The following is a 13,285-nucleotide window of genomic DNA, read 5'->3' as shown; positions in this document are numbered from 1 at the left end:
TCGGGCAGCGGTCTTCTCCAGGCCGTCGGTGACATCGCGACTCCGCGGCTTGACGTCCGGTGACTCGTTCTCGGTCGACATGACTCTCCTGACCTCTGTTCGGATAAGGGCTGTCATCCGCGTTCAAGCCTAATGCTGGTCACCCCCGACCCTAAACCTGCTCGCGCGGACTCACGGCCGGCGACGACATATCGCAGTGCGCACGGCAGTCGATCGACTCCGGGTCGGACCTACGGTCGCCGCGGATCATGATGGCGGCTATCGCTGCGCCGACGACGAGAAGCACTGCGCAGATGATCATCGCGGTCTGGAATCCATCGGAGAAGACGGCCGGGTCGTCGTCGTCGATGCCCGTGATTCCGGCGAGACCTGGCAGTGCGGCGACGGCCAGGAGCTGGCTGGTTCGTGCGACGGCGTTGTTGACGCCGGACGCGATTCCGGCGCGATCGGTCGAAACGGCTCCCAGAACTGCGCCCGTGAGGGGCGCGACCAGGATCGACAGGCCGAGACCGAACACGACGACGGCAGGCAGGACGCCACCGATGTACGACGCGCCAGGGGTGATCCGCAGCATCAGAACAAGTCCCGCCGCGGCGACGAGCGGGCCGACCGTCAGGGGGATGCGCGGGCCGATGCGTTGCGCGATGCGGCCCATCCGCGCCGACAACACCAACATCAGCACCGTGATCGGCAGCGTCGCGATGCCTGCGGCGATCGGCGAGTAGTCGAGTGCCAGCTGCAGTTGCAGCACGAGAAGGAAGAACACGCCGCCCAACGCCGCGTACACCGCGAGCGTCACCAGATTCGCTGCCAGGAAGACGCGGGACGAGAACAACGACGGCGGAACGAGCGGGGTTCTGGACCTGGCTTCGACGACGAAGAACAGGGCGACGCCCAGCACCCCGAGACCGACGACGATCCAGGACGAGCCGATGAATCCGTACGTGAGAAGTCCGAGCGCGACGGCGACGACGGCAGCGCCCGCGATGTCGAGGCGGCCCTCGGCATTCCGATCACGGCTCTCCGGAACGTGTTTCACGGCGACCCAGACGACGGCGACGGCCAGCGGAATGTTGAGCAGGAACACCGATCGCCATCCCGCGACCTCGACGAGCCAGCCGCCGAGCAACGGACCGATCGCCGACGCCACCCCGCCGAGCCCCGACCACGCGCCGATGGCCGCGCCGCGATCGTCCTCGCGGATGGACGCGGAGATCAGCGCAAGGCTTCCCGGGGTCAGCAGTGCCGCTCCGACGCCTTGAAGCACGCGCGCGGCGACGAGGACCTCGACGGTCGGCGCGAGTCCACACAGAACCGACGCGAGCGCGAACCATACGGTGCCCCAGACGAACACCTTCCGACGCCCGAGCCGGTCGCCGAGCGCCCCACCCAGCAGGATCAACGACGCCAGACTCAGCGTGTAGCCACTGAGCGTCCACTGCAGCCCGGCCACACCGGACCCGAGGTCACGGGCGATCGCGGGCAGGGCGACGTTGACGACGGTCGCATCGAGCATCGCAAGCGACGACCCCAGCACAGTGGCAGCGACGATCCAGCGTCCTCGTGCGGAAGCCAGTGGGACCGACACGTCGCTGCTCACACCGGCCTACAGCTCTTCGACGCAGACCATGAAGTTGCGTTCGGTGTACGCGTAGCCGCTGGACGCCGGGTCTGGACATTCGTTGACGTCGGTGGTGTTCGGCAGGATCTCGACGACCCGGACCGTATTGACGCCGGGGCTGGTGCAATCGGCGCGCAGCGGGTCGTCGCCCGACAGCTCCATGCACCCGTCGACCACCCAGTCGACGTCAAGGCACAGTGCGCCCTGCTCGATGCCGCCGTACGTCTCGTAGTAGTACTGGTCGGCGTCGAGGGAGCATTCGTCGCCTGTCGGTACCTTCGCGATGACCTTGTAGTTGGACTCGGGGCTGCCGCACGTCGCGTTGTCGATCGTCGCGTCGGTCATGGTTCCACCGAGTTCGACGCAGTCGCCGATCTCCACGTCGATATCGACGTCGCCGCCGGTGTCCTCGCCCTGCTGCCCAGGAGGTGTGCTCGGTCTCGCCGACGTGGTGCTCGACGTCGATGTCGAGATGGCGCCCAGGTCGTCGGCCGGGATCGCGCGGGGTGTGATGTCGGACCCGCAGCCGGTGAGAACCAGCAGCGCACAAGCGGATGCGGCGACGAAAGCACCACGTAGCGTTCGGCCGAAGGGTGTCATCGATCGTTCCTCGCTGTTTCGTTGACGGGTGCAACAAAAATATCCGACGAATCGCCCGGAAGCATCACCGAGGTCCTACCGCCGGTTCGACGCTGTTCGCTTAGAGTGCCGGGCATGACCAGGGATGTGAAGCTGGACCTTTATGTCGGTGGATTGTGTCTAGCCGGGGCGATTGCAATGGTCGTCGTGCTCACACAGTGGTTGTGGGTAGCAGGTCTCATGCTCTTCATGGCATTTTTCAACCTCCTGAACGCCTTGAAGAAACAGCATCGACAGATCATCGAACTGCAACGGGCACTGGATCAATCGAGCAAGACTCAGATCCGTCGATCGTAGGCGAGAGTCCTTCTGCTCTCGTTCGCACCGACGCGGTCATCCTCATGGGGCACTATTGACGTCGTGGACCTACCTGTCGAATGGCCCCTGCAACCGATGCTCGCCAAAGCGGCGAAAGCGGTACCCGCGCAGCCGGAGGACGGACCGGCCGAGTGGTCGTACGAGCCCAAGTGGGACGGGTTCCGGGCGATCGTCTTCCGCGACGGTGACGAGGTGATTCTCGGCTCTCGCGGCGGCAAGGACCTGTCCCGTTATTTCCCCGAACTGGTCGACAGCATCAAGCGTGAGCTTCCCGAACGCATCGTGGTCGACGGCGAGATCGTCGTACCTCGCGAGATCGACGGTCGCACGCGTCTCGACTGGGACGCGTTGTCCGAGCGCATTCATCCCGCCGACAGTCGGGTGAAGATGCTGGCGGAGAAGACGCCGTCGATGTTCGTCGCGTTCGACCTGCTGGCGCTCGGGTCGACGGATCTGATGGACTCGCCGTTCGAGGAACGTCGCAGGCGCATGCTCGACGCGGCCGCCGGTGGAGACCGGTGCCAGGTCACCAGCGCGACCGACGACGCGGCCACCGGCGAGCTCTGGTTGGAGCAGTTCGAAGGAGCGGGGCTGGACGGCGTCGTCGCGAAGAAGCTCGGTGGGGTGTACCTGCCGAACAAACGCGAGATGATCAAGGTCAAGCACGCACGCACCGCGGATTGTGCGCTGATCGGATATCGAGTGCACAAGTCCGGCAACGGAATCGGTTCGCTGCTCCTCGGCTTGTACGACGGTGACCAACTCCGAATGATCGGCGGCGCTTCGGCATTCACCGACAAGCGACGCGTCGAACTGCTCGAAGAACTGCAGCCGCTGCGCACGGGCGAGGACCCGAAGTCCGGGGAACCGAATCGGTGGACGTCGAACAAGGATCGAAGCTGGGTGCCGCTGCGGATCGAACGCGTCGTCGAGGTTGCGTACGACCAGATGGAAGGTGAACGGTTGCGGCACGCCGCGAGATTCCTGCGATGGCGGCCGGACCGCGAGCCGACGTCGTGCACCTACGACCAATTGGAAGTGCCGGCCAGCTACGACGTCGCCGATGTGATTGCGGGAGGCAACTAGTGGCCGCCAAGACCCCGCCTGCATTCGTCGAGGCCGGTGGACGTGAGGTTCGGGTTTCGAGCCCGGACCGCGTCATCTACGAGGCCACAGAGCGCACTCCCGAGATCACCAAACTGCAGGTGTGCGAATACTTCGCCGCGATCGGTGAACCGTTGATACGCACCATCGGTGATCGGCCCACGGCCATGGAACGGTGGCCCGACGGCTACCGCGACGGCATGCGACTTGCCGTCGGCCCGCAGGACAAGGACGGCGACGGTTTCTATCAGAAGCGGCTGCCCAAGGGGGCGCCCGAGTGGATCGAGACCGTGAAGATCACGTTCCCCTCTCGTCGCACCGCGGAAGAACTCTGCCCCAGCGAGTCCGCGGCTCTGGTCTGGGCCGCTCAGATGGGCACGTTGACGTTCCATCCGTGGCCCGTTCGGCGCTCCGACGTCGACAAGCCCGACGAACTGCGTCTGGATCTGGACCCTCAACCCGGAACCACGTTCGCCGACGCGCAGCGCGTGGCCGGTGTGACCAAAGAATTGCTGGAAGAGCTTGGACTGAAGGGCTATCCGAAGACAAGCGGCAACCGCGGAATTCACATCTACGTTCGTATTCGGCCGGAGTACACGTTCGAGCAGGTGCGGCACGCGGCCATCGGGCTCGGACGAGAACTCGAACGTCGCGACGACGGGGTCACCACCAACTGGTGGAAAGAGGAACGCGGAGAACGTATCTTCCTCGACTTCAACCAGAACAACCGAGACCGGACCATCGCGAGTGCGTGGTCGCTTCGCGCTCGGCCGGGAGCGCCGGTCAGTACGCCGATGTCGTGGGCGCAGTTGGCGGACGTCACCAATCCCCGTGACTACAACATCGTCACCGTCCCCGACTACCTGGCCGACGGGGATCCGTGGGAGAACATGGACGGCGAATCCTATTCCCTCGAACCGCTTCTGAACTTGTGGGAGACGTTGCCGGGCGGAGAGCTCAACTTTCCGCCCGACTATCCCAAGATGCCCGGTGAGCCTCCGCGGGTTCAGCCGTCGAAGAAGGTTGCCGAGCATTGGGACGAGGAGGGCAACCGCCGCTCGTGAGTGAAAATGTATAGAGCGCTATGTATTTTCACTCACGACGGGCTTCCAGTTCCCGGATCAAGGAGGCCGCGTCGTACGGCCCGGTGTGTCGGATGAGGTTCTTGTCTCCGGTGCCGAGGTAGAACGTCGGAGTGCCCTCCACGTCGCTGGATCTCGCGTCGAGCTCGTCGTCCTCGACGCGCACGATGTAGTCGCCCGTGCGGAGATCTTCCTCGAACTTGTCCATGTCCAAGCCGAGTTCCTCGGCGTACCTGTCGATGTCGTCGGGCTCGAGCGCGTCGCTGTTGGCGAACAACACGTCGGCCATCTCCCAGAACTTCCCTTGTGCCGCTGCGGCTTCGCTGGCCTGAGCGGCGTACCGTGCGTGCGGGTGATAGTCGTCGAGCGGCAGGTGGCGGAAGACGTAGCGCACGTCGTCGCCGAAGTACGCGCGCACCTCGCGGATGCTGCCGGTGGCCTTGCTGCAGAACGGGCATTCGAAATCGCCGTACTCGACCAACGTCAGCGGTGCGTCGACGGGTCCGCGGATGTGGTCGCGCTTTTTGTCGACGGGTCGAAGGATCTTGTGCGAGACGTCTTTCCGCGGTGGATGGACACGCTCGTCGATGCGGAACAGGATCCATCCGAGTGCTGCCGCGATCACGGACGCGGCGAGGACGCCCACTCTGGCCTCGTCGGCGAGTAGCTCGTCGTCGAGCGCGAGGTCGACGATGAACAGTGAGATCGTGAACCCGATTCCGGACAGTGCGGCGCCACCTGCGATGTGCGACAACGTGAGTCCGGGTGCGAGTGCGTCGGGTCGAATCCTGGCGAAGATCGCCGATGCACCGGTGATGCCGATCAACTTGCCGAGTACGAGGCCGACGACGATGCCCCACGTGAGCGGCGATGTGGCGGCCGCTCGGAGTGTCTCGCCGCTCAGTGCGACGCCTGCATTGGCCAACGCGAAGATCGGCACGATGATGAACGCCGTGTACGGCTGATACAGGCGCATCAGCCGTTCGTTCACCGAGACTGCCTGATCGAGCCCGAGCCGGGCGGCACGTGCGTATTCGGGATTGGGTGATTGGCGAAATGCGCGAGTCAGGTCGGCAGCGCGTTCGACCTCGCGGCGGCGCGGCGGGTAGACCGGCAGGATCAGCGCGATCATGACGCCTGCGAGCGTCGGGTGAACTCCGGATTCGTAGAAGGCGACCCACGTCGCGATCGAGACGACGAAATAGCTTATGCCGCGCCACACTTGGAGCTTGCGGAGCAGTGCGATGACGGCCAGCCCGACGAATGCCAGTGCAAGCGCGCCGATCTCGAGATTGTCGGTGTAGAAGAAGGCGATGATGGCCAGTGCCCCGACGTCGTCCGCGACGGCGAGCGTCAGCAGGAAGATCCGCAGCCGCGCTGCTTTCTTCGGCCCGACGACGGCGAGAGCGCCCAGAACGAACGCGGTGTCGGTCGAGATGACGACGCCCCACGCGCCCGCGGCTTCACCGGACGGGTTGAGCAGCAAGAACAACACGGCAGGCACTGCAAGGCCGGCGAGAGCGGCGACGATCGGAATGCTCGCACGGGAGCGATCGGTCAGCTCACCCATCGCGAATTCACGTTTGACCTCGAGGCCGACGACGAAGAAGAACAACGCCATCAGACCGTCGTTGACCCAGTGCGCGAGGTCGAGTGCAATTCCATGATTGCCGATCGAGATCGACAGTTCGGTGTGCCAGAAGGTGTCGTAGGTGTCGCCGAAGGGCGAGTTGGCCCACAGCAACGCCAGCAGCGTCGCGGCGAGCAGAAATGCGGCGGCCAAAGTTTCACTGTTCTTGGCGCCACGTGATTCGCTGAGCCGCTGGGCGAGCCTGCGAACCGGGGACATCGTCGGTGTCATGTCTGCCATCGGTGACGGTTCCCCTCGATCGGTTTCGTTTCGGTGCAGTCCGGGAAAACCCGCGCAGACAACCCAACCGTCACCGCTCCGAATTGCTTCCACGTCGGTATCGTCTGCGGGGCTGCCTGTATGTATTCGCAGGACAGCATAGATCGGTAGGTGGGTCTTGTTCATGCGTCGGCGCAGGGTCGGCGCGAGGTCGGCGAACGAAAGTCAAGAGAACATGCGTGATTTGATCTGCCGCAAATGTGGTCAGAAGCTGTCCTTCGAGAATTCGCTGTGTCTGAGTTGCCAGAGCGCACTCGGCTTCCATCTGCCGTCGCGAGCGATGCTCGTGCTGCCGGACAAGGCCGACGACGGATCGGCGGAGGTCGACGTCGACGGCACCACCTGGCGAATCTGCGCCAACCTGGACACTGCCCGATGCAACTGGCTCGTCGACACGACCGACGCGACGGATCTGTGCGTGTCCTGCAGGCTGACGCGGACGCGACCCGCCGACGAGGATCTCGACGCGATGGCTGCGTACGCCGACGCCGAGACCAACAAACGACGCGTCGTCCTCGAACTCACCGAGCTCGGGTTGCCCATCGTCGGTCGCGACGAGGACCCCGAGACCGGGCTGGCGTTCGACCTGTTGTCGAGCGCCACGCAGCAGGTGATGACCGGTCACGCCAACGGCCTGGTGACACTCGACCTGGCAGAGGGCGACGACGTCCACCGCGAGCAGTTGCGTGTGTCGATGGCCGAGCCGTACCGAACACTCGTCGGACATTTCCGGCACGAGATCGGCCACTACTACCAGATGGTGCTCGTCGGAACGGGTGAGCACCGTGGCCGGTTCGAGGAACTGTTCGGCGATCCGGACACCGATTACCAAGCCTCGCTGGACCGCCACTACAACGAAGGGGCCCCCGAGAACTGGGAGGACGACTACGTGTCGTCGTACGCGACGATGCATCCCGCCGAGGACTGGGCCGAGACGTTCGCGCACTACCTCCACATCCGCGACACCCTCGACACCGCTGCGGCGTTCGGAATGGCCCCTGCCGGATCGACGCTCGACAGTCCGCTACCGGGCGACGTCGGGTACGAGCAGATCATCGAATGGTGGCTGCCGTTGTCGTGGTCGCTCAACCAGATCAACAGGTCGATGGGCCACCAGGATCTCTACCCGTTCGTGCTGCCGCCGACGGTCATGGAGAAGATGCGCTTCGTGCACCAGCTCATCGCGCCGAGTGCTCTCTGACGAGCCCCTCACCACGCGCGATCGACGCCGGGCGCTCGGCGGATGCAGCGAAGACTTCCAGCACGAAGTCTTCGTCCACGTATCCGCCGAGTCGCGAGAGCCCGACGGTATCGGCGACGACGCCGTGCACCTGGTCGCCGGTGAGCGGATAGTCCGCCACCGGATGGCGCCAGTGCACGGCGACGAGCGTCCCATCGGGTTCGAGATGCGCGACGGCCGCGTCGAGAGCGCGTCGTAGATCGGGTTCGTCAAGGTAGTAGCCCACTTCGCTGAGCACGATCAGATCAAAGGGCTCACTGTCCCATTCGTCGGTGAGCGACCACGTCACGAACGTCACGTGGGGCGATGTGACTCGGGCTCGGGCGGTCAGCAACGGCGGCTCGACGACGTCCGTCGAGACCACCGCATCACATCGCTCGGCCAACCGTTCGGTGAGAATCCCTACCGAACAACCGGGTTCGAGTGCGCGACGGTATCTCGGGCGGGGCAGCGATGCCATCGTGATCGAGTACTTTCGGTCCTCGTACCAGCTGGTACCGAGTCCGAACGGATCGTCGCCCTCGGCGTACACGCCGTCGAAGTACTCCGGTTGCACACTCACGCGAACACCACCTCGTACGGTCGGAGCAATCGGTCGAGAACGTGGGGAGGCAGTACCGCTCGGTCGGCCGGGTGGTCCGACAGTGGGGCGATCTGCGTCCGAAACTCCTGTACCGCAGCGTGTTTCGCGGACTGTATGTGTGGGTCGAGCGCGACGGCGCGTGCCCGTTCCCACGGCACGTCCGGATGGTCCGGCTTCGCCCAGTGCCACATCCACACCGGATATTCGACGACTCGAATCCCAGTGCGCGAAGCTACTTTCCAGCACGCGCGGGCGGTGGCCTCGTGATCGGGGTGCCGATCGCCTCGCCATGTCGTCAGGCACCAGGCCCCCGAACCGGCAATGTCCGCCAGTGCGTCGGCGATGTCGTCCTCCCGATCGGCGACGGCGCCGTCGCCGATGCCGAGGCGGATCGGATCTGCCTGCACGGACAGCTTCTCCAATGCCCGACGCGACTCTTCGGGCCGCTCGGCGATCAGCTGTTCCTTCGACAGTGTGGGCGAACCTTCGTGCGAGCCGCCGCCGTCGGTGACGGCCACGATGGTCACAGGAACACCCGCAGCTGACGCGACGGCCATCAGCCCGCCGACGCCGAGTATCTCGTCGTCGGGATGCGGTGCAACGACGACCAATTCGCGGCACGGTGTGAGATCGAGTGGCGGGAACGTGCGATCCCATGCGTGCCATACGGATTCGGGTGTGCCTGCCTCACTTCCATCGAAGCTGTTGTCTACCATGGGTTGTCCTCCTTGGCGACGTCCTCGCCGAGTGCGGCGAGGTCTTTTTCGGCGTGACTCTGTCGAAGGTAGACGGTCAGGTCTGCGACGCGTCGGGCATGCTCGGCGTTCGCACACAACGGTGATGCGCCGAGAGCGCGTCCGACGCGATCGATGCAGTCCGACGCTGCAGCCTCGACGATCGCTCGGACTTCTCGCGCACGAAAACGACCGCGGCCGGTCTCGTCGAGTGGATCCGAATCAATCTCGGCTGCAGCGACTTTCAAGGAGCTCGACGCCGCACGCAGCCCGGCGGCGACGGCACCGAGGTGGGCGGCGGCATGCGCGTCGGAACCCGATCGCATTGCGGCATGCAGCGTGTCGGCGACACCGCATGCACTTCCGTACCAGCATGCGGCCACGGCGATGGCACCGTGCCAGAAGCCGGGACGTTCGATGTACGCGCCCGGTTCACCGACCGGATGTGCCGTCGCGTGGTCGAACCGTACGTGCCCGGAATCGCTGTCCGCCATGCCCACTGCGTGCCACGTGTCCGGAATGGGAGTGCACGCGTCCTGCGTCACGTCGACGGCGAACAGCCTCCGACGATCCCCGACGCGGGCCGTCACCAACGCGTCGGTGCACAGGTTCGCTCCCGAGCACCACGGCTTCACGCCGGTCAGTGTCCAGCCCTCGGCAGTGGGGAAGGCGTCGAGAACCGGTGACGGTGGCTCTGCCGCCCACACTCCCCAGATTCGGCCCGGTCCTGGTGCAGGTCCTCCGAGTTCGACGAGTATCGCGAGCGCGTCGGAATGCGCCTCGGCGAGCCTGCCGAGAACGGTGTCCTCGCGGCTCAGCGCGGCCAGTCTGCGCCAGCGTTCCTCGGTTCGGCCCGAACCGGGCAGCGGCAGTGCCCCATCGTCGATCCATCGTCGGAGGCGGGCGTCGACAGTCATCGAGCCGCCTCGTCCAGAGACAGAAGATGTGCAGCGAAACCGTCGGGCGCTCGCCCGTGCAGTCGATTCGACGTCGAGACCGGTGAGTCACACGCGTAGACCACCGGAACACGGGCCTTCTCCAGTCGTCGGATCAGGTCGACGTCCTCGTCGGTGGCCAGTGGCGCGAAGCCGCCGATGCGTCGGTACGCGTCGGCGCGCACACCGAGGTTGGCGCCGTGAACATGGCGATGACCAGGGCGGTCGTGATAGCTGGACCGGTACGCCGCGGCCATCGACTCCGGCAGCGCGTCGAGATCCACGCGGACCGTCCCGGCGACGGCACCGGCGCCGCGTCGGGCATGCGCGATTTGTGACGCCAACCAATCGGGACGCGTCACGCTGTCGGCGTCCGTCGTCGCGAACCACGTGTCGGGAGCGCCGTCCTGGGCTGCGAAACCCGCCGCCCGAGCGGCCCCGACGTTGCGCATCGCGACCGAGATCACCGACCGCGCACTGTGCTCGCGGGCCCAGCGGACAGCGATGGACTCGGACCGGTCGGAACACGAATCGAGTACGACGACCGTCTGCACATCGATGCTCTCGAGGTGACATTGCGCCTCGCCGAGGGCGCCCAGACACGCCTGTAGCAGGTCTTCTTCGTCGTGAACCGGCACGACGACAACAGCCCGTCGTACATCTGTCGGGAAATCGATCAACGCCGTACGTCCGCTCTGCGCGGCCGACCACGTGGGGCCCGGAGTCGAGGAGGCGACCGGCATGTCGGCATCCGAACCCAGGTCGGCAAGGGTGGGACCGCCGGCTGCTCGACGGGTTTCGTCCGAGGATCTCGTAGAACCCGTACGACTTCCCCTGTAGTGGCAGAATCCAAACCCGAGGGGTTTCGCCGTCGGAGGAGCGGGGAGGGTTCGACGTGGTGGGGATCGGTGGGGACATCGGGCGGACGATCGCGCTGATCGGCTCGGCTGCTGCGCTGGGGATCGCGGCGACACTGCTGTCGTCGGGCACGGCAACGGCGGCGGATCTGTCCTGTACGCCGGCGCCCGGCACGGACACGGTGTCGGTGGACGGCACCTCCGCGTGCGGTGTTCGAATCGACGACACGTCCAGCGCCTACGCCCGAGCGGTCGACGCGGTGGCATTCGCTCGCGCCGACCTGGCAGGCGGGGCGTTCGGGCTGGCGTCATCGGGTGGTGTCGCTGCGGCGGAAACGGTGTCCGGACGCGTCGGCGCAGTGTCGACGGGCCGTGATTCGGTGTCCATCGTCTCGCCGGATCCGGGTGCGATCGCTCTCGCGGTGTCTCTCGAACGAGGTCAGACCTTCGTCGGCACCGTCGAGGAGGGCGTGCTCTGCAACGCGGGCGCCGGCCTCGCAGTCAATGTCACGACCGGGCAGGTCTGTCTGTCCGACGGAATCACGTCCTGGAGTTCTGTAGTCGCTCTGCCCTAGAGAAGGTGGGTTTACCGATGTCAACGCACGGAGTGGAGCCAGCGAAATGACCGATCCAAAGCTGTCGAACAACGAAGAAGCTCTTCTCCGTATAGGCAAGGATCTGTGGTGGGCGGTGCTGCTCCGCGGCATCCTGGCCATCGTGTTCGGCGTCGTCGCGCTGGTGTGGCCTGCGGTCACGGTCTGGGCGATCGTCGTCGTGTTCGGTGCTTACGCCGTCGTCGACGGTATCTCGGCCATCGTCCGGTCGATCCGGGCGCGCCACGTGCAGCCGGGATGGGTCTGGTGGTTGCTCGGTGGAATCGTGTCGCTGGGTGCCGGAATCGTCGCCTTTGTCTGGCCGGAGATAACGGCGCTCGCAGCGGTATTCGTCATCGGAATCTGGGCGATTATCGGTGGAATTCTCGAAATAGTCGGGTCTTTCCGGCTTCGCGCATTGGATAGTACGACGCATTGGGTTCTGCTCCTCGTCGCCGGTGCGATCGAGTTGCTGTTCGGCCTCGTGCTCGTGTTCTTCCCGGTCAGCGGCATTCTGAGCATCGTGTGGCTCGTCGGCGTGTTCGCGATCGTGTTCGGTCTTCTGTTCGTGATCTCCGCATTCCAGGTGCGTTCGGCGGCCAAGAAAGCCGGGATCACCTAGACCCGGCGAATCGATTAGCAATTCACTGCCACGTGTGTGTTAATGGCAGTTGGTTTCGCTTGCCTGTGGTGTCACTGGGCCGTACGCACGAGAAGAATGGAACTGAAGAACATCATGAAGTCTTTCGTCTCGCGGATCGCACTGGTTGCGGTCGCCGCGTCCGCTGCCGTCGCACTCGCCGCGCCCGCTCAGGCCGCCCCGTTGTGGCCCGGCGGTCCCGAGGTGCCTGGATTCCCCGGTTCGTCCGATCCGGCCCTGCCGGTCCCTGCGCCCGAGTCTCCGTTGCAGCGTCTCGCACCCGCGAATTTCTCCGATCCGTCGATCACACCCAACTCGGGTGAGGTCGTCGGCGTGGCGCAGCCGATCGCAATTCGGTTCAACGAGGCCATCGGCGATCGCGGCGCAGCCGAACGTGCGATTCGGGTGACCACGTCGCCTGCAGTCGACGGCCACTTCTACTGGATCAACGACACACAGGTCCGCTGGCTGCCCAACGAGTTCTACCCGGCGCACACGTCGGTGACCGTCGAAGCGGGTGGCGCACGCGCGGACTTCTCGACGGGTGACTCGTTCATCACCACCGCCGACGACGCCACCAAGACCATCACCGTCACGCGCAACGGCGAGGTGGTGCGCACGATGCCGACGTCGTTCGGCAAACCGGGGCACGAGACCCCGAACGGCACCTACATCGTCGGCGAGAAGTTCCGCGACATGTACATGGACTCTTCCACGTACGGCGTCCCGGTCGACTCACCCGAGGGCTACCGCACGTACGTCGAATACGCGACGCGCATCTCCTACAGCGGCATCTTCGTCCACGCCGCGCCGTGGTCCGTCGATTCGCAGGGATACGAGAACGTCAGCCACGGCTGCCTCAACGTCAGCACCGAGGACGGCCAGTGGTTCTTCGAGAACTCGCAGAAGGGTGACCCGGTCGTCGTCTCGAACACCGCAGGCGGCACGCTCAGCGGCGCTGACGGTCTGGGCGACTGGAACCGGTAGGCGACTTCGTCGCACGTGCACGGAAATCCATAGAGGGCTATGT

14 protein-coding genes are annotated in these 13,285 nt (G+C 65.2%); 7 read left to right on the top strand and 7 right to left on the bottom strand.

Features of this window, described 5'->3' with window-relative positions; translation table 11 throughout:
- Window positions 1–151: 151 nt before the first annotated feature.
- Both CHB96_RS15765 and lppU read right to left on the bottom strand, forming a co-directional pair.
- Complete coding sequence (locus CHB96_RS15765) at window positions 152–1,600, bottom strand: MFS transporter (RefSeq protein WP_089247806.1); 1,449 nt, start codon at window positions 1,598–1,600, stop codon at window positions 152–154.
- Between the two features lie 6 nt (window positions 1,601–1,606).
- The gene (gene lppU / locus CHB96_RS15760) at window positions 1,607–2,221 is read right to left on the bottom strand and encodes an LppU family putative lipoprotein (protein WP_089247804.1); all 615 of its coding nucleotides are present in this window, start codon (window positions 2,219–2,221) and stop codon (window positions 1,607–1,609) included.
- Between the two features lie 114 nt (window positions 2,222–2,335).
- Here lppU and CHB96_RS29405 point away from each other — a divergent pair, with 114 nt between their 5' ends.
- The 3 genes from CHB96_RS29405 (at window position 2,336) to CHB96_RS15750 (ending at window position 4,746) form a co-directional block, all read left to right on the top strand.
- On the top strand, window positions 2,336–2,557 hold the full coding sequence (locus tag CHB96_RS29405; protein WP_141136495.1) for a hypothetical protein: 222 nt from the start codon (window positions 2,336–2,338) through the stop codon (window positions 2,555–2,557).
- Window positions 2,558–2,620: 63 nt separating this feature from the next.
- Window positions 2,621–3,664 (top strand): ATP-dependent DNA ligase, encoded by a 1,044-nt coding sequence (locus CHB96_RS15755; protein ID WP_089247802.1) that lies wholly within the window; start codon window positions 2,621–2,623, stop codon window positions 3,662–3,664.
- Window positions 3,664–4,746 (top strand): DNA polymerase domain-containing protein, encoded by a 1,083-nt coding sequence (locus CHB96_RS15750; protein ID WP_089247800.1) that lies wholly within the window; start codon window positions 3,664–3,666, stop codon window positions 4,744–4,746. Before CHB96_RS15755 ends, CHB96_RS15750 begins: the two co-directional genes overlap by 1 nt.
- Window positions 4,747–4,774: 28 nt before the next feature.
- Here CHB96_RS15750 and nhaA read toward each other — a convergent pair whose 3' ends face one another.
- Complete coding sequence (gene nhaA, locus CHB96_RS15745) at window positions 4,775–6,634, bottom strand: Na+/H+ antiporter NhaA (protein WP_089247798.1); 1,860 nt, start codon at window positions 6,632–6,634, stop codon at window positions 4,775–4,777.
- Window positions 6,635–6,848: 214 nt separating this feature from the next.
- On the opposite strand from nhaA, the gene CHB96_RS15740 reads away from it, so the two are divergent.
- Entirely contained in the window at window positions 6,849–7,874 is a 1,026-nt protein-coding gene (locus CHB96_RS15740) for a zinc-binding metallopeptidase family protein (RefSeq protein WP_089247796.1), read from the top strand.
- Here CHB96_RS15740 and CHB96_RS15735 read toward each other — a convergent pair.
- The 4 genes from CHB96_RS15735 to CHB96_RS15720 are packed head-to-tail and all read right to left on the bottom strand — an operon-like array spanning window position 7,852 to window position 10,908.
- Window positions 7,852–8,475, bottom strand: coding sequence for a class I SAM-dependent methyltransferase (locus tag CHB96_RS15735; protein WP_245865740.1), 624 nt, complete (start codon window positions 8,473–8,475; stop codon window positions 7,852–7,854). The two genes, CHB96_RS15740 and CHB96_RS15735, sit on opposite strands and share 23 nt — an antisense overlap.
- On the bottom strand, window positions 8,472–9,212 hold the full coding sequence (locus CHB96_RS30145) for a PIG-L deacetylase family protein (RefSeq protein ID WP_089247792.1): 741 nt from the start codon (window positions 9,210–9,212) through the stop codon (window positions 8,472–8,474). Before CHB96_RS30145 ends, CHB96_RS15735 begins: the two co-directional genes overlap by 4 nt.
- Entirely contained in the window at window positions 9,206–10,147 is a 942-nt protein-coding gene (locus CHB96_RS15725; RefSeq protein WP_089247790.1) for an acyl-CoA dehydrogenase family protein, read from the bottom strand. Before CHB96_RS15725 ends, CHB96_RS30145 begins: the two co-directional genes overlap by 7 nt.
- Entirely contained in the window at window positions 10,144–10,908 is a 765-nt protein-coding gene (locus tag CHB96_RS15720; RefSeq protein WP_089247788.1) for a glycosyltransferase family 2 protein, read from the bottom strand. The genes CHB96_RS15725 and CHB96_RS15720 overlap by 4 nt, the downstream gene beginning before the upstream one ends.
- A 152-nt stretch (window positions 10,909–11,060) precedes the next feature.
- Here CHB96_RS15720 and CHB96_RS15715 point away from each other — a divergent pair, with 152 nt between their 5' ends.
- The 3 genes from CHB96_RS15715 (at window position 11,061) to CHB96_RS15705 (ending at window position 13,242) form a co-directional block, all read left to right on the top strand.
- Entirely contained in the window at window positions 11,061–11,597 is a 537-nt protein-coding gene (locus tag CHB96_RS15715; protein WP_141136494.1) for a DUF6764 family protein, read from the top strand.
- 46 nt (window positions 11,598–11,643) lie between these two features.
- Window positions 11,644–12,237 (top strand): HdeD family acid-resistance protein, encoded by a 594-nt coding sequence (locus CHB96_RS15710; RefSeq protein ID WP_089247784.1) that lies wholly within the window; start codon window positions 11,644–11,646, stop codon window positions 12,235–12,237.
- 114 nt (window positions 12,238–12,351) lie between these two features.
- Window positions 12,352–13,242, top strand: a complete 891-nt coding sequence (locus CHB96_RS15705; protein ID WP_089247881.1) for a L,D-transpeptidase — start codon at window positions 12,352–12,354, stop codon at window positions 13,240–13,242.
- The last annotated feature ends 43 nt before the right edge of the window (window positions 13,243–13,285 follow it).

This window comes from Rhodococcoides kyotonense (assembly GCF_900188125.1).
GTDB lineage: Bacteria > Actinomycetota > Actinomycetes > Mycobacteriales > Mycobacteriaceae > Rhodococcoides > Rhodococcoides kyotonense.
The sequence above is the reverse complement of the archived record's forward strand: the minus strand, read 5'-3'. Positions and strand labels throughout refer to the sequence as shown.

What these genes read in the sequence shown, in the direction of transcription:
- CHB96_RS30145 (WP_089247792.1), bottom strand. Translation starts at nt 9,212, where the DNA reads ATGGTAGACAACAGCTTCGATGGAAGTGAGGCAGGCACACCCGAATCC.
- CHB96_RS15705 (WP_089247881.1), top strand. Translation starts at nt 12,352, where the DNA reads ATGAAGTCTTTCGTCTCGCGGATCGCACTGGTTGCGGTCGCCGCGTCC.
- CHB96_RS15725 (WP_089247790.1), bottom strand. Translation starts at nt 10,147, where the DNA reads ATGACTGTCGACGCCCGCCTCCGACGATGGATCGACGATGGGGCACTG.
- CHB96_RS15720 (WP_089247788.1), bottom strand. Translation starts at nt 10,908, where the DNA reads ATGCCGGTCGCCTCCTCGACTCCGGGCCCCACGTGGTCGGCCGCGCAG.
- CHB96_RS29405 (WP_141136495.1), top strand. Translation starts at nt 2,336, where the DNA reads ATGACCAGGGATGTGAAGCTGGACCTTTATGTCGGTGGATTGTGTCTA.
- CHB96_RS15740 (WP_089247796.1), top strand. Translation starts at nt 6,849, where the DNA reads ATGCGTGATTTGATCTGCCGCAAATGTGGTCAGAAGCTGTCCTTCGAG.
- nhaA (WP_089247798.1), bottom strand. Translation starts at nt 6,634, where the DNA reads ATGGCAGACATGACACCGACGATGTCCCCGGTTCGCAGGCTCGCCCAG.
- CHB96_RS15710 (WP_089247784.1), top strand. Translation starts at nt 11,644, where the DNA reads ATGACCGATCCAAAGCTGTCGAACAACGAAGAAGCTCTTCTCCGTATA.
- lppU (WP_089247804.1), bottom strand. Translation starts at nt 2,221, where the DNA reads ATGACACCCTTCGGCCGAACGCTACGTGGTGCTTTCGTCGCCGCATCC.